General features: G+C 26.1%; 20 protein-coding genes. 19 read left to right on the plus strand and 1 reads right to left on the minus strand.

The features are described from left to right. Positions 1-286 precede the first annotated feature (286 nt). The 11 genes from ABDZ71_RS15035 (at position 287) to ABDZ71_RS15085 (ending at position 10,675) form a co-directional block, all read left to right on the plus strand. Positions 287-1,630, plus strand: a complete 1,344-nt coding sequence (locus ABDZ71_RS15035; RefSeq protein ID WP_343762808.1) for a uracil-xanthine permease family protein — start codon at positions 287-289, stop codon at positions 1,628-1,630. 21 nt (positions 1,631-1,651) lie between these two features. After that, the gene (locus tag ABDZ71_RS15040; protein WP_343762810.1) at positions 1,652-2,452 is read left to right on the plus strand and encodes an FAD binding domain-containing protein; all 801 of its coding nucleotides are present in this window, start codon (positions 1,652-1,654) and stop codon (positions 2,450-2,452) included. After that, positions 2,443-2,895, plus strand: a complete 453-nt coding sequence (locus tag ABDZ71_RS15045; protein ID WP_343762812.1) for a (2Fe-2S)-binding protein — start codon at positions 2,443-2,445, stop codon at positions 2,893-2,895. The genes ABDZ71_RS15040 and ABDZ71_RS15045 overlap by 10 nt, the downstream gene beginning before the upstream one ends. Beyond that, entirely contained in the window at positions 2,895-5,174 is a 2,280-nt protein-coding gene (locus tag ABDZ71_RS15050; RefSeq protein ID WP_343762814.1) for a xanthine dehydrogenase family protein molybdopterin-binding subunit, read from the plus strand. The genes ABDZ71_RS15045 and ABDZ71_RS15050 overlap by 1 nt, the downstream gene beginning before the upstream one ends. A gap of 62 nt (positions 5,175-5,236) precedes the next feature. Further along, on the plus strand, positions 5,237-5,968 hold the full coding sequence (yqeC, locus tag ABDZ71_RS15055) for a selenium cofactor biosynthesis protein YqeC (protein WP_343762816.1): 732 nt from the start codon (positions 5,237-5,239) through the stop codon (positions 5,966-5,968). A gap of 12 nt (positions 5,969-5,980) precedes the next feature. Beyond that, positions 5,981-6,562 (plus strand): molybdenum cofactor cytidylyltransferase, encoded by a 582-nt coding sequence (gene mocA, locus ABDZ71_RS15060; protein ID WP_343762818.1) that lies wholly within the window; start codon positions 5,981-5,983, stop codon positions 6,560-6,562. Between the two features lie 64 nt (positions 6,563-6,626). Further along, on the plus strand, positions 6,627-7,436 hold the full coding sequence (locus ABDZ71_RS15065; protein ID WP_343762820.1) for an XdhC family protein: 810 nt from the start codon (positions 6,627-6,629) through the stop codon (positions 7,434-7,436). A 21-nt stretch (positions 7,437-7,457) separates the two neighbouring features. After that, positions 7,458-8,237 (plus strand): molybdate ABC transporter substrate-binding protein, encoded by a 780-nt coding sequence (gene modA / locus ABDZ71_RS15070; protein ID WP_343762822.1) that lies wholly within the window; start codon positions 7,458-7,460, stop codon positions 8,235-8,237. Positions 8,238-8,241: 4 nt separating this feature from the next. Continuing rightward, positions 8,242-8,907 (plus strand): molybdate ABC transporter permease subunit, encoded by a 666-nt coding sequence (modB, locus tag ABDZ71_RS15075; RefSeq protein ID WP_343762823.1) that lies wholly within the window; start codon positions 8,242-8,244, stop codon positions 8,905-8,907. 25 nt (positions 8,908-8,932) lie between these two features. Beyond that, a complete protein-coding gene (locus ABDZ71_RS15080; protein WP_343762825.1) occupies positions 8,933-9,952 on the plus strand; it encodes a molybdopterin-binding protein in 1,020 nt (339 codons plus the stop codon). A gap of 66 nt (positions 9,953-10,018) precedes the next feature. After that, positions 10,019-10,675, plus strand: coding sequence for a PHP domain-containing protein (locus ABDZ71_RS15085; protein ID WP_343762827.1), 657 nt, complete (start codon positions 10,019-10,021; stop codon positions 10,673-10,675). A gap of 142 nt (positions 10,676-10,817) precedes the next feature. On the opposite strand, the gene ABDZ71_RS15090 is transcribed toward ABDZ71_RS15085, so the two are convergent. Continuing rightward, positions 10,818-14,243: a COG1361 family protein gene (locus tag ABDZ71_RS15090; RefSeq protein ID WP_343762829.1), complete on the minus strand. Its 3,426-nt coding sequence runs from the start codon at positions 14,241-14,243 to the stop codon at positions 10,818-10,820. 154 nt (positions 14,244-14,397) lie between these two features. On the opposite strand from ABDZ71_RS15090, the gene ABDZ71_RS15095 reads away from it, so the two are divergent. The 8 genes from ABDZ71_RS15095 (at position 14,398) to ABDZ71_RS15130 (ending at position 22,373) form a co-directional block, all read left to right on the plus strand. After that, entirely contained in the window at positions 14,398-15,285 is an 888-nt protein-coding gene (locus tag ABDZ71_RS15095) for an MSCRAMM family protein (protein ID WP_343762832.1), read from the plus strand. Positions 15,286-15,563: 278 nt separating this feature from the next. After that, positions 15,564-16,583 carry a threonine aldolase family protein gene (locus tag ABDZ71_RS15100; protein ID WP_343762834.1) on the plus strand — a complete coding sequence of 340 codons (1,020 nt, stop codon included), beginning with the start codon at positions 15,564-15,566 and terminating at the stop codon, positions 16,581-16,583. A gap of 70 nt (positions 16,584-16,653) precedes the next feature. Further along, complete coding sequence (locus ABDZ71_RS15105) at positions 16,654-17,364, plus strand: response regulator transcription factor (protein ID WP_343762836.1); 711 nt, start codon at positions 16,654-16,656, stop codon at positions 17,362-17,364. After that, complete coding sequence (locus ABDZ71_RS15110) at positions 17,354-18,736, plus strand: HAMP domain-containing sensor histidine kinase (RefSeq protein ID WP_343762837.1); 1,383 nt, start codon at positions 17,354-17,356, stop codon at positions 18,734-18,736. Before ABDZ71_RS15105 ends, ABDZ71_RS15110 begins: the two co-directional genes overlap by 11 nt. A gap of 304 nt (positions 18,737-19,040) precedes the next feature. Then, positions 19,041-19,529 carry a hypothetical protein gene (locus tag ABDZ71_RS15115; RefSeq protein WP_343762838.1) on the plus strand — a complete coding sequence of 163 codons (489 nt, stop codon included), beginning with the start codon at positions 19,041-19,043 and terminating at the stop codon, positions 19,527-19,529. Between the two features lie 272 nt (positions 19,530-19,801). Then, positions 19,802-20,242 carry a hypothetical protein gene (locus tag ABDZ71_RS15120; RefSeq protein WP_343762840.1) on the plus strand — a complete coding sequence of 147 codons (441 nt, stop codon included), beginning with the start codon at positions 19,802-19,804 and terminating at the stop codon, positions 20,240-20,242. A 67-nt stretch (positions 20,243-20,309) separates the two neighbouring features. Further along, a complete protein-coding gene (locus ABDZ71_RS15125; RefSeq protein ID WP_343762841.1) occupies positions 20,310-20,432 on the plus strand; it encodes a cyclic lactone autoinducer peptide in 123 nt (40 codons plus the stop codon). A 75-nt stretch (positions 20,433-20,507) separates the two neighbouring features. Then, positions 20,508-22,373: a PAS domain-containing sensor histidine kinase gene (locus ABDZ71_RS15130; RefSeq protein WP_343762842.1), complete on the plus strand. Its 1,866-nt coding sequence runs from the start codon at positions 20,508-20,510 to the stop codon at positions 22,371-22,373. Positions 22,374-22,512: the final 139 nt, after the last annotated feature.

Below are 22,512 nucleotides of genomic sequence, written 5' to 3' on the forward strand. Positions count from 1 at the left end.
TATGTAATATTAAAACAGATAAAAGGGAGTCTTAGATAAGACTCCTTTTTTAGATTATATAAATTTACATTTTTATTTACTTAGACAAAAAATATTAGAGTATACCAAATTTAATATAAAAGTATTAGTGTCTTCATATTATTTCAAGTAAAATAAAATACTTACAAAAATACGAATTATATTACTTACTTTTATTAAAACATTCGACTTTTTTCTTCAAGTTATGTTATAATTATTCTAAATCTTAAGGCATTAAGTAAACTTATTTAAACTTGGAGGAATGAAAATGAAAGATAAAAGAAATGAGCTTTTGTACAGTTTAGATGGAAGACCGCCACTTAAATCAGCAATACCATTAGGGTTACAACATGTTTTAGCAATGTTTGTTGGTAATGTAACTCCTATAATAATAATATCTAATGTTCTTAAATTACCAGTAGAGCAGAAAGCATTTCTAATTCAATGTGCAATGTTCGTTGCAGGGATTGTATCTTTAATACAATGTTATCCAATAGGACCTGTAGGATCAAAACTTCCAATTATAATGGGAACAAGTTTTGGATTTTTACCAGTATGTATAGCTATATCAGGGAAATATGGACTTTCTGGAGTTCTTGGAGCAGCTTTAGTTGGTGCAGTTTTTCAAGTAATATTAGGATTCTTTTTAAAGCATATCAGAAAATATTTTCCACCTTTAATAACAGGAATAGTTTTATTTTCAATAGCACTATCTTTAGTTTCCACAGGAGTTAAGTATTTTGCAGGTGGAGTAGGTGCACCAGATTTTGGATCAATTGAAAACTTAATGTTAGGTTCTATAGTGTTAGTAATAGTTTTAGGATTGAAACAATTTACTAAAGGGATAACTAGTATGTCATCAATTCTTATAGCACTAATAATTGGATATATAATAGCAGTATTTATGGGGAAAGTTGATTTTAGTTCTGTTGCAAATACAAATTGGGTTTCTATACCAATACCTTTTAAATTTGGAGTAGAATTTCATTTAGATGCTATAGTATCAATGGGTATAATATTTGTTATTTCTACTATTGAAACAGTAGGTAATACATGTGGTATAGTTTCTGGAGGTCTTGGGAAAACAGCTACAGATGAACAAGTATCAGGAGCAGTTGTAGCTGATGGAGTAGGAACTGTTTTTGCTGCTATTTTTAATGTGCTTCCAAATACAGCTTATAGTCAAAACGTAGGAATTATAACTATGACTAAAGTAATAAATAGATTTTCTGTAGCTACAGGAGCGGTTTTTTTAGTTTTATGTGGACTATTTCCTAAAATAGGTGCAGTAATAGCCTTAATGCCAGCTAGTGTTTTAGGGGGAGCAGCCCTTGTTATGTTTAGTATGATGTTAGTTAGTGGAATAAATCAAATAACTGAAGAACCTTTAGTTGGAAGAAATGCTGTAATATTTGCTGTATCTTTAGGAATAGGTGTTGGATTTAGTTTAGTACCGGATGCATATAAGAATTTACCACATATGATGCAAATGCTATTTGAAGGGGGAGTAGCTGTATCTACAATAATAGCTATCTTTTTAAATCTTATATTACCTAAGGATATAGAAATAAATAAATCAAAATCGAATACTGTAAGTAATATGTCTAAATAAATATCACAATGGAGGTATAAAATGTTTACTATATCAAAGTTAGTTAAACCTAAAACTTTAGAAGAAGCATATGATACTTTAGTTTCTAAAAAAAATAATACAATTTTAGGTGGTTGCGCATTTTTAAGGTTAGGTTCTAAAAGAATACAAACAGCCATTGACCTTGAATATTTAAATTTAAATTACATAAAAGAAGATAAGGAATTTATAGAAATAGGAGCATATTCTACACTTAGAGATTTGGAAACAAATGTTTCTACAAAAGGTGCTTTTAACGGAGTTTTAAAAAAAGCTTTAAAAGATATAATAGGTATTCAATTTAGAAATGTAGCTAATATAGGTGCTACTGTATTTTCTAAATATGGATTTTCTGATGTAAATACCTCCTTACTTTGTTTAGATACAGAAGTGGAGCTTTTTAAAGCTGGAAGAATGAGTTTAGAGGAATTTTTAAAAAGGCCTTATGAAAAAGATATATTAACTAAAGTTTTTATAAAAAATAATAAAAGAGTTGGAGTATATAAAAGTCATAGAAATTCTAAAAGTGATTTTCCAGTTTTAAATGTAGCTGTATCAAAATTAGAAAATGATTGGAAAATTGTAGTTGGAGCAAGACCTAGAGGAGCTAAAATAGCTTTAAAAGCTTCTGAAGCTTTATCAAAAGAGGAAAATTTGAATGCATATAATATAGAAAAAATAGTAGAAATTGCATCAAATGAATTGGATTTTGGAAGTAATATGAGAGCTTCTTTAGAATATAGAAAAGCTTTATGTAAAGTTCTTTTAAAAAGAGCTATTATGGAGGTAGTAGAATGCAGATAGAACTTATTGTAAATAATAAAAAACATAATTTAAAAGTAGATTGTGATGAACTTTTAATAGATACTTTAAGAAAAGCAGGATATTTAAGTGTTAAAAGAGGATGTGACACTACTTGCTGTGGGCTATGTACTGTATGGGTAGATGAAAAACCTACACTGTCTTGTTCTACACTTTCAGTAAGAGCTGACGGAAAGAAAATAACTACAATGGAAGGAATACAAACTGAAGCTAAAAAGTTTGCAAAAATACTTACAGAAGAAGGAGCAGAACAATGTGGCTTTTGTAGCCCTGGGTTTGTAATGACTGTTGTAGCTATGAAAAAAGAATTAAATAATCCTACAGATGATGAAATTAAAGAATATTTAGCAGGAAATCTTTGTAGATGTACAGGATACTTAGGTCAATTAAGAGCAGTTAAAAAATATTTGGAGGTACAACAGTAATGAAGCATATAGGAAAAAGTTATCCTAAGATAGATGGTATGTTTATTGCTACAGGTAAACCAGGATATACAAATGATATTGCTATGAAAGAGTGTCTTGTTATAAAAATACTGAGAAGTCCTCATGCTTATGCAAAAATAAAGTCTATAGATACTAAAATAGCAGAAAATATTGAAGGAGTAGAATGCATCTTTACATACAAAGATGTTCCTAATGAAAGATTTACTTTAGCAGGACAATCTTACCCTGAGCCGTCTCCTTATGATAGACTAATATTAGATCAAGTTGTAAGATATGTAGGAGATGAGGTTGCTATAGTAGCTGCAGTAGACGAAAAAACTGCACTTAAAGCTATGAAACTTATAAAAGTTGAATATGAAATTTATGAACCTGTATTAGATTTTGAAAAAGCTACAGAAAGTAAATCTATAGTCCATAAAGAAGATAACTTACATTGTAATATAGATTTAGGAATGGATATAGAAAAAAATATAATTTGTTCTCATAATGAAGAGTTTGGAAATGTGGAAGAAGAAATAAAAAAATGTGATGTAGTTGTTGAAGAAACTTATTATACACAAGCACAAGCTCATGCTATGATGGAAACATATAGAGCTTTTAGTTATATAGATCATACTGGAAGATTAGTTGTTGTTACTTCAACTCAAATACCTTTTCATGTAAGAAGACATTTATCTAGAGCATTAAATATACCTTCTAGTAAAATAAGAGTTATAAAACCTAGAATTGGTGGTGGATTTGGAGGAAAACAGACTGCAGCAGTAGAAATATTTACAGGACTTGTAACTTTAAAAACTGGAAAACCATCAAAAATCATATATGATAGAAAAGAAACTTTTACTACAACTACAAGTAGACATGCTATGAGATTAAAAGTAAGAGTAGGTGCAGATAAAGGTGGAACTATAAAGGTTGTTGATATAGATGTATTGTCAGATACAGGGGCATATGGAGAACATGCACCAACTACATTTTGGGTAGTAGGTCAAAAGACATTACCACTTTATAATAAAACTACTGCTGTTAGATTTAAAGGGAATGTAGTTTATACAAATAAAATGCCAGCAGGAGCACTTAGAGGATATGGGGCTACTCAAGGTACTTTTGCTCTAGAGTGTGCTATAAACGAACTTGCATTAAAACTAAATATAGATCCTACTTTATTAAGACTTAATAACTTAATGAGAGAAGGAGAAAAATCTATAGCTTATGGAGGAAAAAGTTTTAGTAGTACTACTCTTCATAAGTGTATTGAAAAAGGTAAAAAGATGATAGGATGGAGTGAAAAATATCCATCAAAAGAAATTAGTGAAAACAAAGTTAGAGCTGTAGGAATGGCTGTAACAATGCAAGGATCAGGAATTGCCAATATAGATTCAGCATCAGCTAGAATAAGACTTAATGATGATGGGACTTATACTTTGTATATAGGATCTACTGATATGGGAACTGGAAGTGATACAATACTTTTACAAATGGCAGCAGAAATTTTAGAAACTTCAATGGAAAACATAACAGTTGTAGCTGCAGATACCGATACTTCACCCTATGATCCAGGATCATATGCTTCAAGTACTACCTATGTAACAGGAATGGCAGTTGTTAAAGCAGCAGAAGAATTAAAGAAAAAAATAATTAAATCTGCTAGTGAATTTTTAAAAGTTTCTAAAGATGAAATTGAATTTAGTAAAAATATAATAGTTAATATGAAAGATGAAAGTAAATTAAGTTTAAAAGAATTTTCTGGAGCAATTTTATTAGGACCTAGTGGTACTCAATTAATAGGAAGAGGAAGTTATGGAAGTCCAATATCTCCACCACCTTTTATAGCAGGTTTTGCAGAAATTGAGGTAGATAAAGAAACAGGAAAGATAGATTTACTAGATTATGTAGCAGTAGTAGATTGTGGTACTGTTATAAATAGAAATCTTGCTATAATGCAAGTAGAAGGTGGAATTGTCCAAGGAATAGGAATGGCAATGTATGAAGATGTAAGATATAACTACAAAGGCAAAATGGATACAGATTCTTTTATGCAATATAAAATACCTTGTAGAAAAGATATTAAAAGTGTTAGAGTAGACTTTGAAGAGAGCTATGAAAAAACTGGACCTTTTGGTGCAAAATCTATAGGGGAAGTAGTTATAAATACACCGCCTCCTGCAATAGCGGCAGCAGTTAAAAATGCAGTAGGTGTTAACATAAGAACCTTGCCTATTACTTCAGAAAAAGTTTTTATGGCAATGGAAGAAAAATAACAATAAAGGTTCTGAATTTACTTTGTAAGTTTCAGAGCCTTAAAATTTGAGGTGGTTAATCTATGGAAAATATATTTAATATAAATAAAAATAGTATTACATCTATAGTAGGAGCAGGTGGTAAAACTAGTCTTATGTTTAAATTAGCTAAGGACTTTAAAAGTAAAAACAAAGTTTTAGTTACTACTACTACTAAAATTTATAAACCTCAGAAAAACCAATATGATTTTATAGAATTTGGAAATGAAAACTTTTATAAGATAAAAGATTTAAAAGAAAAAGGGATTTATGTATATGGTTTAAAACTAAATGAATTAAATAAAATAATAGGGGTAGACCCTATAGAGTGTAGCACATTTATAAATTATTTTGATTATATTTTTGTAGAAAGTGATGGTTCTAAAGAAAAGCCTTTAAAGGGGTGGGAAAGTTTTGAACCAGTTGTTTGTAATAAAAGTGAAAAAACTATAGGAATATTTGATATAAAAACTATAGGAATGATTATAGAAGAAAATAATATTCATAGAATTGATAAATTTTTAGATTTAACAAAAGCCAAAATAAAAGAGAAGATGACAGTAGACTATGCTTCTAAATTAATACTTAATAAAAATGATGGTTTATTTAAAAATGCAAAAGGTGAAAAAATATTATATATAAATAAAGTTGAAAATAATGAAGATAAGCTTCATGTAAATAGATTAAGGAATGCATTATTAAAGAATGATCTAAAATATATAGATTCCATTATATGTGGGAGTATAAAGAATAATTGCTTTGAAAAAATATATTAGGAGTGTTTTATTATGGTTACTGCAATAATAATGGCATCAGGTTTTAGTAAAAGAATGGGTAAGAATAAACTTATGATGAATTTTAAGGGTAAACCTATTATAAAGCATGTTATAGATAACATAAAAAATATTTGTTTCAATGAAATAATTTTTATAGGTAGAGATAAAGATGTTTTGGATATAGCTAAAAAGGAAGGATTAAATACTTTTGAAAATACAAAAGCATATAAAGGTAAAAGTGAAGCTATAAAGATTGCTGTAAAAAATGCAAAAACTAGTGATGGATATATGTTTTTAGTAGGAGATCAGCCTTTTATAGATGAAAAAACTATAAAAACTTTATTAGATGTTTTTGAAAAAAATAAGGATAAAATAATTATTCCTAAATATAGAGGTAGAAAAGGAAACCCCACAATTTTTCCTTTTAAATATAAAGATGATTTAATGAAAATAACTGGTGATGAAGGAGGAAAGACTATAATTAATTCTAATCTAGATAAAAGGATATTTGTCCAAATAAATAGTGAAAAACCTCTTATAGATATTGATACTATGGAAGAATATAAAAAATTAGTAGGTGGATTATATGGATAAATCTATAACAGCTATAAAGAGTACTAGAAGATATATTATTAAAAAATAGATTGTAGGTGATTAAATGGAAGATATAATTTTAAAGGAAGTTTATAATAATATAAAAAAGGGAAAAGAGATAGCACTTGTTACTATAACAGAAAGTTTAGGGTCTACTCCAAGGAAAAAAGGTTCTATAATGGCAGTTAAAGAAGATGGTGATATATTAGGATCTGTAGGGGGAGGCAGTATTGAAAACTCAATAATTATAGAAGCACAAAAATGTATAAAAAATGGTGAAAATAAAAATTTTCATTATAAGTTAAATGATAAAGGAACTATAGGAATGAACTGTGGAGGGGAAGTAAAAGGATTTATAAAAGTTTTTTCTCCTAGTAAAAAATTAATAATAGTAGGAGCAGGTCATATAGGAAGAGAAGTATATAAAATAGGAAGTTTATTAGGATTTCATACTGTTGTAGTTGATGACAGAAAAGAATATTTTAATGATAAATATTTTCCTAATGTAGATGAAATAATTTCTGATAACACTGAAGAAAAACTTAAAAGTTATAAAATAAATAAAAATTCATATATAGTTATAGCCTCTAGAAATGAAGAAGAAGATACTAAGGCTTTAAGAGCAGTTTTAGGTAAAGATGCTTCATATATAGGAATGATAGGAAGTTCAAAGAAAGTCTTAAAAGTAAAGAATAGATTACTTAAAGAAGGTTTTTCAAAAGATGAACTTGAAAAAGTTTATGCTCCTATAGGGCTAAATATATCTTCAGAAGATCCAGTAGAAATTGCTTTTGGAATATTAGGTGAAATATTACTTATAAAAAACAAAGGAAGTTTAGAGCATTTAAAGGATTTGAAGAAAGCTAAATTATAATAAAAATTAGGAGAAAAATTTATGAATAAAAGCATAAGAAAAATATTTTATATATTTTTTATAATAATTATTACAAATATATTTATAGTAGGCTGTGGTAGTAAAGAAAAAAAAGATAACAATATAATAATAAGTGCTGCAAGTAGTCTTCAGGACCCTATTAAAGAAATAATTAATAATTTTGAAAAAGAAAATAATATAAAAGTAGATTTAAATCTAGCTTCTTCTGGAAAATTAGAAAAGCAAATAGAAAGAGGTGCTCCAGCGGACTTATTTATGTCAGCGGATCCCTTAAATGTAAAAAGACTTATTGATAAAGGATTGATAGATAAAAATTCCTATGAAAATTTTTTATCAAATGATATTGTTTTAATAGCTAATAATAAAGTAACTAATATAAATTCTTTAGATGATTTAAAAAATAAAGAAGTAAGTATTGTTATAGGTGAAACTACAACTGTTCCTGTAGGGATTTATGGAAAAGAAAGTTTACAAAATTTAAAAATATGGGATACTATAAAAGATAAAATTGTTTTTGCAGCTAATGTAAAGCAGGTATTAAATTATGTTGAAAAAGGAGAAGCAGAAGTAGGAATAATATACGAAAGTGATTCTTTAGATTTGAAAAATAGTCATGTGGTAACAAAAATACAAAGCAATACTCATAAAGAGATATTTTATGGCTTAGGATTTATAAAAAGCAGTAGCAAAAAAGATAAAGTAGATAAATTTATAAAATATATAAAGAATAATAAAAGTAAAGAAATATTTAATAAATATAAATTTAAGGTGTTGAAATAATAATATGATAATAAATGCAATTTTAATATCTTTAAAGGTTGTTTTTATTGCTACATTTTTTAGTTTTATGATGGGCATAATTTTAGGTAGGTTTTTTACTAAGTATGATTTCAAATTTAAATCATTAATAGAAACTATTATACTTTGTCCAATGTTTTTACCACCATCAGTTTTAGGATATTTATTACTTATACTTATAGGGAAGAATGGAATTATAGGCAAATTTCTATATGATACTTTTAAAATACAATTGGTATTTACTTGGCAAGGGGCAGCTATAGCTGCTTTTGTTGTGTCATTTTCAATAATGTATAACACTTGTAAATCAACCTTTAATAGTTTAAATCCTTGCTATGAAGAATCTGCTAAAGTTATGGGAGCAAGTGAATATATAATATTTAAAGATATTATTCTTCCTTTAAGCAAAAGAGGAATTATAACAGGATTAATACTATCATTTGCTAGAGCTTTTGGAGAGTTTGGAGCAACTATTATGGTAGCAGGGAATATACCTTCAAAAACTCAAACAGTACCCATGGCAATTTATTATGCAGTAGAGAGCGGAAATACAAAAGATGCAAATATTATGATGATATTTACTATTGTTTTAGGAATGCTACTTGTAATTATAACTAATAAGATTTTAAAGAATGTAAATACATATAATTAGACAAGTTGATTGGGGAGAGATTAAAGTGGAAAAAATTAAAGTTCAAGAAGCGGTAGGAAAAGTTTTGTGTCATGACATAACAATGATAATTCCGGGGAAAGTGAAAAAGAGAGCTTTTAAAAAAGGTCATATTATAAAAGATGAAGATATAGATGTTTTACTTTCAATAGGAAAAGATAATATATATGTTTTTGAAAAACAAGAAGGAATGTTACATGAAAATGATGCAGCAAAGAGATTAAAAAAATTAGTAGCTGGTGAAGGATTAGAATTTAGTGATTTAAGTGAAGGAAAAATCACTTTCATAGCTAAGTATGATGGATTAGTAAAAATAAATAAAGAGGAATTGTTTAAATTAAACTATTTAGGTGAGATTTGTTTTTCAACTATACATAACAATACTCCTGTTAAAAAGGGACAAAAACTTGCAGGAATTAGAGTAATTCCACTTATTATAGATGAAAACAAAATATTAGAAGCAGAAGATAAAATAAAAGAAAAAATAATTAAAGTTGTTCCTATAAAAAGTAAGAAAGTTGGAATAGTTACAACAGGAAACGAAGTTTATTATAAAAGAATTAAAGATGCTTTTAGTCCAGTAATAAAGGATAAAGTAGGAGAATACAACTGTGAGGTTATAAGGCAAAAGATACTTCCAGATGATAAAGAAAAAATATCTTCTGCTATAAAAGAATTTATAGATGAGGGAGCAGAGTTAATAGTTTGTACAGGAGGAATGTCAGTAGATCCAGATGATGTTACTCCAGGAGCTATAAAAAATACAGGAGCAAATATTATTTCATATGGTTCACCAGTACTTCCAGGAGCTATGTTTTTAGTATCTTACTATAACAATATACCTATATTAGGACTTCCAGGATGTGTTATGTATAATAAAAGAACAGTTTTTGATTTAGTCCTTCCAAGGGTTTTAGCAGAGGAAAGACTAGAATATAAAGATATAATAGAATATGGACATGGAGGATTTTGTATGAATTGTGAAATTTGTAATTTCCCTAAATGCGGCTTTGGTAAGGGAGTATAAAAAATAGTAACAATTTTTATTTTAAATAAATATTATATATAAGTAATATATAATTAGGTGATACTTTTGTATAAAAAAGGGGATTTTCATATACATTCTACAGCTTCTGATGGAGAATTTAATCCTGAAGAAATAATAAAAATTTCCAAAGAAAGAAAAGTAGATATAATTTCAATAACTGACCATAATACAACTAAAAGTATAGAAGAAGCTATTTACTATGGGGAAAAATACAAAATTAAAGTTATACCAGGAGTAGAGATATCAACAAGATATAAAGGAAGTAAAGTTCATATATTAGGATATTTTAGAAGTGATATGTATAAAAAAAATTCATTTAAAAGATACTTAAAACTTATAAAAAATCATAATATAAAAAAATTGAAAAATAGTTTAAAAGGTATAATTAATATCAATATAGGTAGTAATAGGTTATCAACAGTTTCAGGAATAAAATTATTAAAGCTATTTGATGCATTAGTTGTATTAGCTCATCCAGTTTCTATTGATAAGAAATATGTTGATGAGATTATGAAATTAGATTTTGATGGAATAGAAGCAAAACATTATAGAAACAAACTAGAAGATACAGAGTATTTTATAAATAAAGCTATAGAAAATAATATGTTTTATACTGCTGGATCCGATTTTCATAACACTAATCCTAAAGATTTAAAACATGGTATCATTGGAGATGTGTTTTTAAACTCTGAAGAAATATAAATATTTTTAAATAATTTATTTTATTAGAAGAATGTATATGTAAAAAAGCAGAATTTAATTTTTAAATTTAAAAATAAAGAGAATTACCAAAGAAATCTGGTAATTCTCTTTTTTATTATAAAGAATTTAATAATTTTTTAAATTATAAATCTGGGTCTATATTTAAAATAGTTTTTGTAACAGAAGAATCTGTTAATGAAGTTATAGTTACTATAAAGTTATAAAGTTTTCCTTTTTCAGCATCTTGTGGTATATCAACGTTTAAACTAACATCTTTTTCTTCATAAGGAGAAAGATCTTTTAATTCATCTAGAGAACTTGAAAAAGGTTCATTAGCTTCTACATCCGCTACCTTTATATTATCGATATAAAGTTTATAAGGTAGCTCTGCAGGTTGTATAGATATAGAAAAGCTATCTATACCTTTACTAGTATTTGTAAGAATATCTAATAAAGTTACATTAGCCCCAGCAGGAGAAACTTTGAATAGTGTATTTTCATCTACTCTATCTAGTATATTAGGAAGAAATGATAAGCTAGGTGGCATCATAACTGTAAATGGTGCAGAAGTTTCACCGCTATAAACTTTTGTATTAGATAAATTATTTTCATATTGAATTGCTGTAGCTTGTATATTAATTGTAGTACCTGCAGGTAAATTTTCAGCAGTTTTCAAGGTGAATTTTACAAATCCTGATATACTAGGGTTTAAGGTGTTAACAGCAGCTATAAGAGAATCATTTTCAGGATCATATAAAACTGTTGCTAAACTTTTTTCATCTATTGAAACTAGAGTATATTTATCTCCTAATGGAATAGAAATTGCACCATTTCTTAATAGCACAGAACTATCATTTAGAAAATCTAATTTAACTTGAATTTCTTCATTACTTCCAGCTATTATTGTAGATTTAAAGAAATCAGAGGATGATTTAATCTTACCTGTCAAATCTAATTCCATATTAGGATGAAAAACAGTTATATTTAAATTTTTAGAAATTGTTTTGGTTGTCCCGCCATCTAGAATATCATCAAAATAAACTTTAGCTCTATTTCTTTCTACAGAGGATATTGCGCCTATTGCTTTATCTGCATTTTGTATGGTAGCAGTAAATGAATAAATAATTGTTATTTCTTCAGAAGTTGCATCTACTATAGCTTCTTCAGGAAAGATTACTTTATTATCTTCTAGTGTAGGAATTATTGCTAGTCCATTTCTTTTTGCTGTATTTTGTACATAAACTTGACCATCAGGTAAAATATCTTCCATTTTTAAATTATAAGCAGTTGTGCCTTCAGGAATAACTACGTTAATATCATATTCTACTTGAGAACCAACTATTAAGTTATTACTTTCGCTTGTTTTGGAAATAGAGATATTTTTACTTTTCATTGTTACAGAATTTTCAAATATAGCATCTGTATATTGGAAATTTTCTTCATTAGGGTCAAATACTTGAGAATAAGGTGCTGTATTAAAAGCTTTTTTAGTTATTACTGTATCTGGAGCTATATTATCTTTTACTGTTACTTGATAGTTTAATACGATTCCTTGACCAACATAGAGACTTTCTATTGGGATTTCTATACTATTTTCTGTTATTATAGGATCTGATGAAGAACCATTACCAGTTATAGAAATAGAGTTTTCATTTAATATTAAATGTTCAGAGTCAAATTCATCAATAAGGCTAAAATCAAAGGCGTCAGTCTCAGTTCCTAAAGCATTAGTGTTAGTTATTATAGTTACGCAAGTATAGGTTTCACCAGCTTTTATGGCGTTGATATTATTACCAGATACATCTTTAAATATAGAAAAATTAGGTTCACCTATTTCTAAAGATATTTGGTCTCTATCGCTATAGGATAAAGACTTTGTGTTTATACCTTTTAGTTTAAGAAGATTATTGTCAGCACCTGAATTTCCTAAGTTGTCTACAGGAACTTTGAAAGTTATTTGGGTTGTAGAATTTGAAGGTATATCTCCCATAGGAAAACTTACTCCGTGTGGATCAATAAGTTCAGGGGTTAAGCCTTCAGGAGTATATCCAGAATAATTGTATTCGATATTATCAATAGGATCTAAAGATAATGGGAAAAAGTCATCTATAAATATATCCTTTTGTATAGCTTCTATATCTTCTGCATCGTAGAATAAAGAGAATTCTGCTAAATCATTTGGAGCTAATCTGTCTATAAGCTTAGGAGTTCCATCTCTGTAATATATATTTAAGAGTTCTTTTGTGACAGTAGGAGTTTCAATATAAAGAGCTCTACTTGCAGAGCCTTGTATATTAATTCCTAAAATAAAATTAAAAGCAGCTAAAGAGACTTGATTTACGAAAACATCTCCACTTACCACAGGAGTATCAGCTACATAAATATAAGAGTCTTTAACTAAAGTAGTAATAGTTACAGTTTCTTTAGTATTTGCTTCTTTGTTACCAATATTATAAATTATTTTTGTAATTTTATTTTCAGTATCATTTTCAACAGAATCTGGTATAAGAGAACTTGATATATATTCTAGTCCATCAGGAAGAGAGTCTATTATTTCAATATCATTTAAGTCATAATATTCTCCAATTTCATAAGTGAAAGAAAAAAGTATATTTTCATTTACATCAGTTTCAGATTTACTAGATGATTTTGTAACTTGAATATCTAGGGCTTTAGAATAAGAAAATTCTTCTATAAATTCTTCTTCACCTTCAATAGAACCTCTAGTTTGGAGAGAAGTTCCATGATTTATAACTTCGCCGGTGTTGTTTTGAAGTTTATTCCATATAGCTGTGTCAAAGGTAACAGTATTTTCGCTTTCATTAGATAAAGTTACATTATTAAAAGTTAGTCTAGTAATTAGATTACCTTCTCCGTCTGTAATTTGATTTACAAATGGAGTTGAAAGTTCATCGCTGTTAGGACCTGTTGCAATAACATTTCCAATATATCTAATGCCATCTGGTAGAGTTAAAACAATATTTACTAGTGAGTCTTCTCTAGAGTTGTTTTCTATTACAGCAGTAGTTTTATAAGGGTGAGTCCAATTTTGTTCAGATTGAGATGTGCCAGCGCCTTTTAATACTTCACCAGGAATATTTATATTAATGCTAAATCTTACAGCTTTAAATATCATATTTATAGAGCTACTATAATTTTCGTTACCAACATCAAAATCGCCCCTTGGCATAGTATCAATACTTGCTTCAATTAATGATATAGGAAAAACATAATCAAATGGGATTTCACTTTCATCACTAAAAGTTAATGAACTTTTTACAGTAAAAGAAAAGGTGAAATCAAGTTCATTAGGAGCTAAGTCCTTTATATTTGTCCATTTAACTATAGTTTCATTATTATCATTTTTAATTTTTGAAGTTGGTGATATTTCGGAAGAATCAAATTCTATACCATCCGGTAATGTTAAAGATAAGGAAAGATTATAAGCTCTATCTTCTAAATTTTGGTTTTGTATATTAACACTAAGATTTTTACTTCCGCCTAAAAGTAAAGGTAAATCATCAGGATTTTGGTTTAAAATCATTACAAATTTACTTGGGTCAAACATTAGTTCACCTTCTTTTAAATTTAAGATTCAATTCTTCTATTTATAATATGAAAATTTCTATTATTGTGTTATAAAAAATTGTGTCACCATATATTAAACTTTCATATTATATATAAGAATGCATTAATTTAAAAGAATTTAGGAGGAATTATAGATGGCCGTTGAAGATGTAAGACAAGATATGTATAAATTAGGACAATCAGAAGAAAAATCCATACAAGATTTAGCAGAAGAAATAAGATTAGATTTACAATTACAACCTAATGAAAATCTAGAAGGTGGAACAGTTTATGGTAAAGTAGTTGATGAAGAAGGAAATCCCATAGAAAATTCATTAGTAAAAATAATGAGCAATGATTATGAACCATTAGCCCATGCATTTACCGCAGCGGACGGAAGTTATGTATTTAGCCCATTTCCAGCAGGGAATAACTATAGAATATTTGCTATATCTGATGGATATAAATTACAAGAACAAATCCAATTTAACTTACTTTCCAATCAACAAGTGGAAAAGAACTTTCAACTAGAAGTAGATCCTAATGCATCTAACGGAATAATTGCCGGAGATATATTCGATAATACAACAGGTCAGCCAATAGAAGGTGCAGTAGTTAAATTATACCAAGTAGATGACCAGCAAGTAGAAACATTATATGCATTAACTTACACAAATGAATATGGTCAATATGTATTTAGAGAGTTAGAACAAGATAATTATATAGTAAGAATAACAGCTTTAGGATATCAGCCTGCAGCTACAAATGTTGTTATTGATCAACCAGGACAAATTGCAAATGTAATAAGTAATTTACAAGTAGATACAGCTACGGAAAGAGGTACTGTAAGTGGTCTTATTACAGATGACAATAATCAACCAATAGCACAAGCTGATGTTATCCTTTATGAAGTTAAGGAAGATGATAGCCTTAATCCAGTTGCTTTTACTAAGACTAATGATCAAGGTGCATACCTATTTATCAACGTTGCTAGAGGAGATTACAAAATCAAATCTAATAAAATGGTTGATATTACAGTATAAAAATATGTTTATTTTTGAAAAAGATGCTGACCTAAAGTTGGTATCTTTTTTATTGTGTAAAAAGTTATAAATTTTTTAGTATAGTAGTGTATATTATTGTTTTTGTTGTAGTAAATGGATAAATTCTTAATTCTTTATTAAAAGTAAATTTATAAGCCATAAATCTGATACAATATATTATAAAATGTTAAATATTTTATAATATCTTTTTAAGATAGGTAATATATAGTTAAAGTAAATGAAAAAACGTATATTTGTTTTTTATGGGGAGGAAAAGTATGAAAACATTCTTGAGTGATAATAGTTCAGCAGTACATCCTAAAATTTTAGAAGCAATAATAAAATGTAATAAGAAACATGAAGTGCCTTACGGAGATGATATATATACTAAAAGAGCAGTAGAAAAATTTAGGAAAATATTTGGTAAAAATGTAGATGTATATTTTGTTACCAATGACATTGCTGCTAATGTTATAGGAATTTCTAGTATGGTAGAGCCTTCAGAAACTGTTATATGTATCGATAATTCTAAGACAAATAAATGTAAAACTTTAGAAAAAATTACAAAATCAAAAATAAGTTATGTAAAAGGCGAAAATGGGAAAATTACAATTGATAGCTTAAAAGATTTTCTTAGAAGTATAGAAACAGAGAAGGAAGTTAAACCTAAAGTGGTATCCATCACTCAAGCCACAGAAATTGGAACTGTATATTCTTTAAAAGAAGTAAGGGAGTTATCTAATTTTGTTCATGAAAATGGATTATTATTACATGTTGATGGAGGAAGAATATGTAATGCAGCTGTAAGTTTAGGGGTTAGCTTAAAAGATATGATAAAAGAAACTGGAGTAGACTTACTCTCTTTCGGTGGTACTAAAAATGGAATGATGTTTGGAGAAGCTATAATTTCTTTTAATAGAGATTTAACTAAAAATCTTAAATTTATTATAAAGCAAGATATGCAACTTATTTCTAAAATGAGATATGTATCAGCTCAATTTATAGCTTATTTAGAAGATAATCTTTGGAAAAAGAATGCTCAAAAATCAAATTGTATGGCTAAAATTTTAGAAGCAGATTTAAGAGCTATTGAAAAGGTTGAAATAATAGAAAATGTTCAAGCTAACATGATTTTTGCAAAGCTTCCTAGAGAATGGATTGATAAACTAAGAAATAATCTATATTTTTGTATAGTAAATGAAGAAAAAAATATAATAAGAATGATTACTTCTTTTGATACAACCATTGAAGATGTGAATAAATTTGTAACTGAATTAAAGAGATTACAAGATTCTTAAATTTTAAATATATGTTTAAAATTTTTTATAAAAATAGATAATTATTTAGAGTAAACAGGAGGTGAAATATATGAAAGAGAATATTTTGGTAGTAGATGATGAAAAGGAAATAGTTGAGCTTATAGAGGTCTATTTAAGGAATAACTATAATGTGTTTAAATGTTTTAATGGTGAAGAAGCACTAGATACAATGAAAAATAATAAAATAGATTTAGCTATAGTTGATATTATGATGCCTAAAATAGATGGATATAATCTTATAAATGAAATAAGAAAAGAAAGCAATATTCCTATAATAATAGTTTCTGCTAAAGTTCAAGGACATGAAAAAGTTATTGGATTACACACAGGAGCAGATGATTATGTAACTAAACCCTTTGATCCTTTAGAACTTTTAGCTAGAGTAAATGCACAATTAAGAAGATATTATAAATTTAATGATAATAATCAAGAAGAAGAAATTAAAAAAATAATAAATATAGGGGATTTGAGTTTAAATAAAGAAGATTTTACTGTGAAAAAAAATGGAGAAACTGTAAGTTTAACTTCTACAGAATATAAAATATTAGAATTATTTATGGATAATCCTAATAAAGTTTTTACTAAAAAAAATATTTTTGAATCAGTTTGGGCAGAACCATATTTTCATGAAGATAATGCTATTATGGTGCATATAAGTAAACTTAGAGATAAGGTTGAAGATGATAGTAAAAATCCAAGGTATATAAAAACTATAAGAGGATTAGGTTATAAACTTAAGGATGATACAAATGAAAAATAATAAAAAAAGTATTTTATCTATTTTTATAGCTAACTATGTTATGACAATAGTAGTATTGTTTTTATCTATATTTATCTTTTTACTTGTTGTTATTAGTCAGTATTATCCAAAGCTTAATTCAATTGATGCTGAGGGTTTGATGAAAAATGAAAAAATATTCAAATCTAATTATTCTAACATAAATAAAAATGATGTAATAAAAAATAGAGGTTGGATAGAAATTATAAAAGATAAAAAAATAGATAAAGTAATTGGTGATAAGAAAGATGAAATTAAGGATTATAATAATTTAGAAAATATTATAAACGATGCTCAATTAAAAGAAAAATATGATGTTAAAGCTTATAGAGGAAAATCTGATAAGGATATGTACATAGTTAAAATTCCTAAGAAAGAATATCTTATGGAAGATTATGATTATCAAAGCAAAGGTGAAAGAATAAAAAATTTTATAAGAGTAGCTTTAATATTATGCATTGTTTTTATACTTTTAGTTATGACGTTAATGGCGTATGTATCTATAAAAGCCATATCTAAACCTTTAAGAAAAATTCAGCAAGGTATAAATGAAATGACAAAAGGGAATTATTCTGTAAGGCTTAATTTTAATACATATAAAGAAATCAATGGGATAAAAGATTCTTTTAATTATATGGTTGATGAATTAGAATTTATTGAAAAGGAAAAAGAAGAAAGCGAAAATAGTAAAAAAAGAATAGTTACCAGTATATCTCATGATATAAAAACACCAATAACTTCTATAATGGGGTATTCAAAAGCACTTATAGATAAAAAAGAATTAAAAGAAGAAGAAAAAAGTTTGTACCTTTCTTATATTTATAATAAAACTATAAGATTAAATTATTTAGTAGATGAATTATTTAGCTTTACTAAATTAGACAATCCTAATTATAAATTAAATAAAGAAAATCATGATTTTACAGATTTTTTAAGAGAGATAATAGCTTTTTACTATGGAGATATAGAAGAAAAAGGGTTTGATATAGATATACAAATTCCGGAAAAAGAAATTAATTTAAATTTTGATTACAAGGAAATGGAAAGAGCTTTAGGAAATCTTATTGTTAACTCTTTAAAATATAATCCTAGTGGTACAAAAATAACATTTATATTAAAAGAGTATGATAATGTAGTAAAACTAATTATACAAGATGATGGTATTGGAATAAAAAAAGACTTTGTTGATTCTATATTTTCAGAATTTGTAAGAGGAGATAAATCTAGAAGTAGCAAAGAAGGTAGTGGACTAGGTCTTGCTATAACAAAGAGAATAATAGAACTTCATGATGGAATAATAACAGTTGAAAGCGAAGAAGATAAAGGAACAAAATTTACAATTATATTTACTTAACATTTATTTAAATAAATATATATCCACATTTTATTATTATATAGTAAAATATAATTAATTTTTATAAATAAAGTTTTAAATGATAAAGCATGTAATTTTATAATATACTAATTTGTTATAAAATTACATGCTTTTACTATTTTCTTAGCAAATATTAAAATTATTACACAATTAGTATACTAAATAAAAGAATATCTCTTATTTATTTACAACATTTAGTAAAATATTTATTTTATGTAAAAATAATGTTATAATAATTACATGAAATAACAAATTATAATCTTAGGATAAAGAGAGGTATAAAATGCTAAGAATCCCTATATCAGTAGTTATATTTAGAACAATACCAGAAGCTTTATTTCTTATTTTATCAATATATTTATTATTTGGAATAAATATAAAAGAAAATAAGAAAAAAATCCTAGTATCAACTATAATTTTAGGATTCAGTATATATATAATTAGATTGTTACCTATACACTTTGGTGTACATACTATTTTATTTACTTCAGTTTATATAGTTTTAATAGCTACAATAAATAAGATAGAAATAAATAGAGCTATAATATCTTGTGTATTTATAATTATATTATCTTTTTTATTAGAATATATTAATGTGTATATTCTAAGTTTCTTTTTTAAAGATAGCATTGTTTCAATGAGAATATTAAAAGATAAACTATTAATATCTATATTATGTTATCCATCTTTAATAATATTTTTTATAACTATGGTTTTTATTAGTAAAATTAACAGAAAAAAAGATATATTGAAGATATTTTCAGATAAATAATTTTATTATGTTTATATTTAATAATTTATAAAATGACATTTAAATAGTATATCCATCATAAGATTACATATTTTTTAAATAATAATTTATATATAATTAAATTTATAAAAAAATCATATTTTATATAAATATGTAATATTTTTTAGGAAAAATTAGTAAAAAATGTTTCTTTTATTTTGTCATAGTGTTATAATAATTACATAATATAACAAATTTAACGATGAAATAAGAAAGGATAGGACATGCTACGTACTTCCATATTGGAATTTTTTTTGAGAGGAATACCAGAAGCTTTACTTTTTATTTTAGCAATATATTTATTATTAAATAAAAGCGTTAAAGAAAATAAAAAATTATATATTATATCTAGTTTGATTGTTTCTATTAGTATGTATTTAATAAGATTATTACCTATACATTTTGGAGTTCATACAATTTTAACTATTACAGTTTATATAATAGTTTTTGTTTTAATAAACAAAATAGAGATAAATAAAGCAATATCATATTCTATCATTGTAATGATGATTCTTTCAATAGGTGAATTTATAAATTTATCTATTTTAAATTCTATTTTTAAAAGCAATATAAACGCTATTTTAAACAATAAATTATTAAAAGTTATATTGTTTTACCCTTCATTAATAATATTTATGGGTGTAATACTATTTATATATAAATTTAATAAAAATAGACAAGATATATGTAGTTAAAATTCATATATTCTAGTTTATATAAAATATTTATATGTGACTTATATTAATAAAAGGAGAGGTTATCATGAAAAAAATAGTAAAAAAAAGTGTAGCTAGTTTATTAAAAAAGACTGCTTTTAGGACATCAGCTTCAGCATGTATGGGAGCGATGTATCAACCGTTAGAGCCAAAATGTTTAAAAAAATAATCAAAATAATAATTTAGGAGTCTTTAAAGAATCCTAAATTAATAAGCGACAACTTTAGAATGTGAGTGTGAGAATATGGATAACTTGGATAACACAAGAAAAAAGAGCATATATAATATTTTATCAGCAGTAAAATTAACATCAATATTCTTTTATGCAATAGTAATTTATTCACATATATTTGGAGATTTTAATGATTCTATACAAAGCAATAATTATTTAAATATAACTACTTCAAAATTATTACTTACTTTAATAATATTAATATATTGTTGTTGGTCTATTCTTTCTTTAAAGCTTATTAATTCCAAATATATAAAAATAATTGGTATAATAGAAAACTTTATTTTTATAATATTTTTTACTAGTTTAATAATGGTATCTAAAAGTAATGTAACTCAGTATAAGATATTATTTATATTTATTATTATTACTGCAACCCTTCAAGCTGGAATGACCTATGGGATGAGTTTAGCTATAATTTCTTCTTCCATTATATTGATTTTAGATTTGGTTTATAAAGTTACAAACGGGGTAAATTTGTGGTTTGAAAACGATTTGATTTTAGCTGCAGTATTTATTTTAACAGCTTGGCCTTTAGGGTGTTATGTAAAAATAGAAAAAGAGACTTCTAAAATAAAAGATTCACAATTAAAAAATTTAAATGATCAGCTAATAAAACAGAATGAAAAACATAAATACATAGAAAAGATGCTTTTAAAAAATGAAGATTGTTATAATATGTTAATAAAAAACTCAAAAGATGCAATTTTTGTTCACAGAAAAGATAATCTAATTTTTTGGAATGAGAGTGCTGTAGAGTTATGTGGATTAGAAAACTATGAAGATTTAAAAGATGAAACTATTTTAACTTTTACTCCTGATGAAGATAAAGAATACATAAAAGATAAGATAGAAAAAATATACTCTAAAGAAACAACAAGTATGACTATAGAGCAAAGGATAAAAAGAAAAGATGGGAGTATAGTTATAGTTGAAGATATTTCTCAGTACTTTATATATGAAGGAAAACCTACAGTTATTAGTATTTATCATGATATTACATCTGAAAAACAAGTTGTAGAGCTTGAAAAAGATGTTAAAAAGAATAAAGATTTATTAGATGAAAGTAGAGAATTTAATAGACTTATTACAGAATTCTTATCTAATATATCTCATGAATTAAAAACACCTCTAAATGTTATATTTACTGCTCTTCAAGTTTTAAAGTTATACAATGAAAATGAAAAAGAAGACATAGTTTTAAAAAGAGCTAATTATTTAAAAGTTATGAAACAAAATTGCTATAGACTTATGAGGCTTATAAATAACCTTTTAGATATGACTAAAATTGATTCAGGATTCTTTAAACTTAACTTAGGAAATTATGATATAGTAAATGCTACAGAAGATTTATGTTTATCTATAGCTCCTTATGTTGAAAGCAAGGGTTTACAGCTTATATTTGATACGGAAATAGAAGAAAAAGTTATGGCATTTGATGGAGATAAAATAGAAAGAATAGTATTGAATTTATTATCTAATGCTATTAAATTTACTAATGTTAATGGTAAGATATATGTTAATATAAGAGATTTAGATGATTATATTTCTATATCTGTTAGAGATACAGGAATAGGAATACCAAAAGATAAATTGAGAACTATATTTGAAAGGTTTGAACAAGTAGATAAAACTTTTAGAAGAGATAGAGAAGGTAGTGGGATAGGTCTTTATTTAGTAAAATCCTTTGTAGAAATTCATGGAGGAAAAATAGATATAAAAAGTGAAATTGGAAAAGGTAGTGAGTTTACTATAACATTGCCAGTAAAATTATTAGATAATGGATCCTATGATGAAAATCCTATGCATGAAACTAGTATAGAAAGTATTAATATAGAATTCTCAGATATAGATTCAGATAGTAAATCTATAAGTTAGATTATAAAATACAAATTATTCATATTTCAAAATCAAAGAAGCATTTAATAAATATAAAAGTTTATTAAATGCTTTTTTATATAATAATATATATTTTTTATAAATATATAGATTAGCTTTAAAACTTGTAAAATAATAT

It is taken from the genome of Clostridium oceanicum (genome assembly GCF_039521385.1).
Taxonomy (GTDB): Bacteria; Bacillota; Clostridia; order Clostridiales; family Clostridiaceae; genus Clostridium_F; species Clostridium_F oceanicum.

Bases quoted from the DNA above. Each gene is read 5' to 3' on its own strand.
- ABDZ71_RS15035 (WP_343762808.1), top strand. From the start codon at position 287: ATGAAAGATAAAAGAAATGAGCTTTTGTACAGTTTAGATGGAAGACCG.
- ABDZ71_RS15040 (WP_343762810.1), top strand. From the start codon at position 1,652: ATGTTTACTATATCAAAGTTAGTTAAACCTAAAACTTTAGAAGAAGCA.
- ABDZ71_RS15045 (WP_343762812.1), top strand. From the start codon at position 2,443: ATGCAGATAGAACTTATTGTAAATAATAAAAAACATAATTTAAAAGTA.
- ABDZ71_RS15050 (WP_343762814.1), top strand. From the start codon at position 2,895: ATGAAGCATATAGGAAAAAGTTATCCTAAGATAGATGGTATGTTTATT.
- yqeC (WP_343762816.1), top strand. From the start codon at position 5,237: ATGGAAAATATATTTAATATAAATAAAAATAGTATTACATCTATAGTA.
- mocA (WP_343762818.1), top strand. From the start codon at position 5,981: ATGGTTACTGCAATAATAATGGCATCAGGTTTTAGTAAAAGAATGGGT.
- ABDZ71_RS15065 (WP_343762820.1), top strand. From the start codon at position 6,627: ATGGAAGATATAATTTTAAAGGAAGTTTATAATAATATAAAAAAGGGA.
- modA (WP_343762822.1), top strand. From the start codon at position 7,458: ATGAATAAAAGCATAAGAAAAATATTTTATATATTTTTTATAATAATT.
- modB (WP_343762823.1), top strand. From the start codon at position 8,242: ATGATAATAAATGCAATTTTAATATCTTTAAAGGTTGTTTTTATTGCT.
- ABDZ71_RS15090 (WP_343762829.1), bottom strand. From the start codon at position 14,243: ATGTTTGACCCAAGTAAATTTGTAATGATTTTAAACCAAAATCCTGAT.
- ABDZ71_RS15095 (WP_343762832.1), top strand. From the start codon at position 14,398: ATGGCCGTTGAAGATGTAAGACAAGATATGTATAAATTAGGACAATCA.
- ABDZ71_RS15100 (WP_343762834.1), top strand. From the start codon at position 15,564: ATGAAAACATTCTTGAGTGATAATAGTTCAGCAGTACATCCTAAAATT.
- ABDZ71_RS15105 (WP_343762836.1), top strand. From the start codon at position 16,654: ATGAAAGAGAATATTTTGGTAGTAGATGATGAAAAGGAAATAGTTGAG.
- ABDZ71_RS15110 (WP_343762837.1), top strand. From the start codon at position 17,354: ATGAAAAATAATAAAAAAAGTATTTTATCTATTTTTATAGCTAACTAT.
- ABDZ71_RS15115 (WP_343762838.1), top strand. From the start codon at position 19,041: ATGCTAAGAATCCCTATATCAGTAGTTATATTTAGAACAATACCAGAA.
- ABDZ71_RS15125 (WP_343762841.1), top strand. From the start codon at position 20,310: ATGAAAAAAATAGTAAAAAAAAGTGTAGCTAGTTTATTAAAAAAGACT.
- ABDZ71_RS15130 (WP_343762842.1), top strand. From the start codon at position 20,508: ATGGATAACTTGGATAACACAAGAAAAAAGAGCATATATAATATTTTA.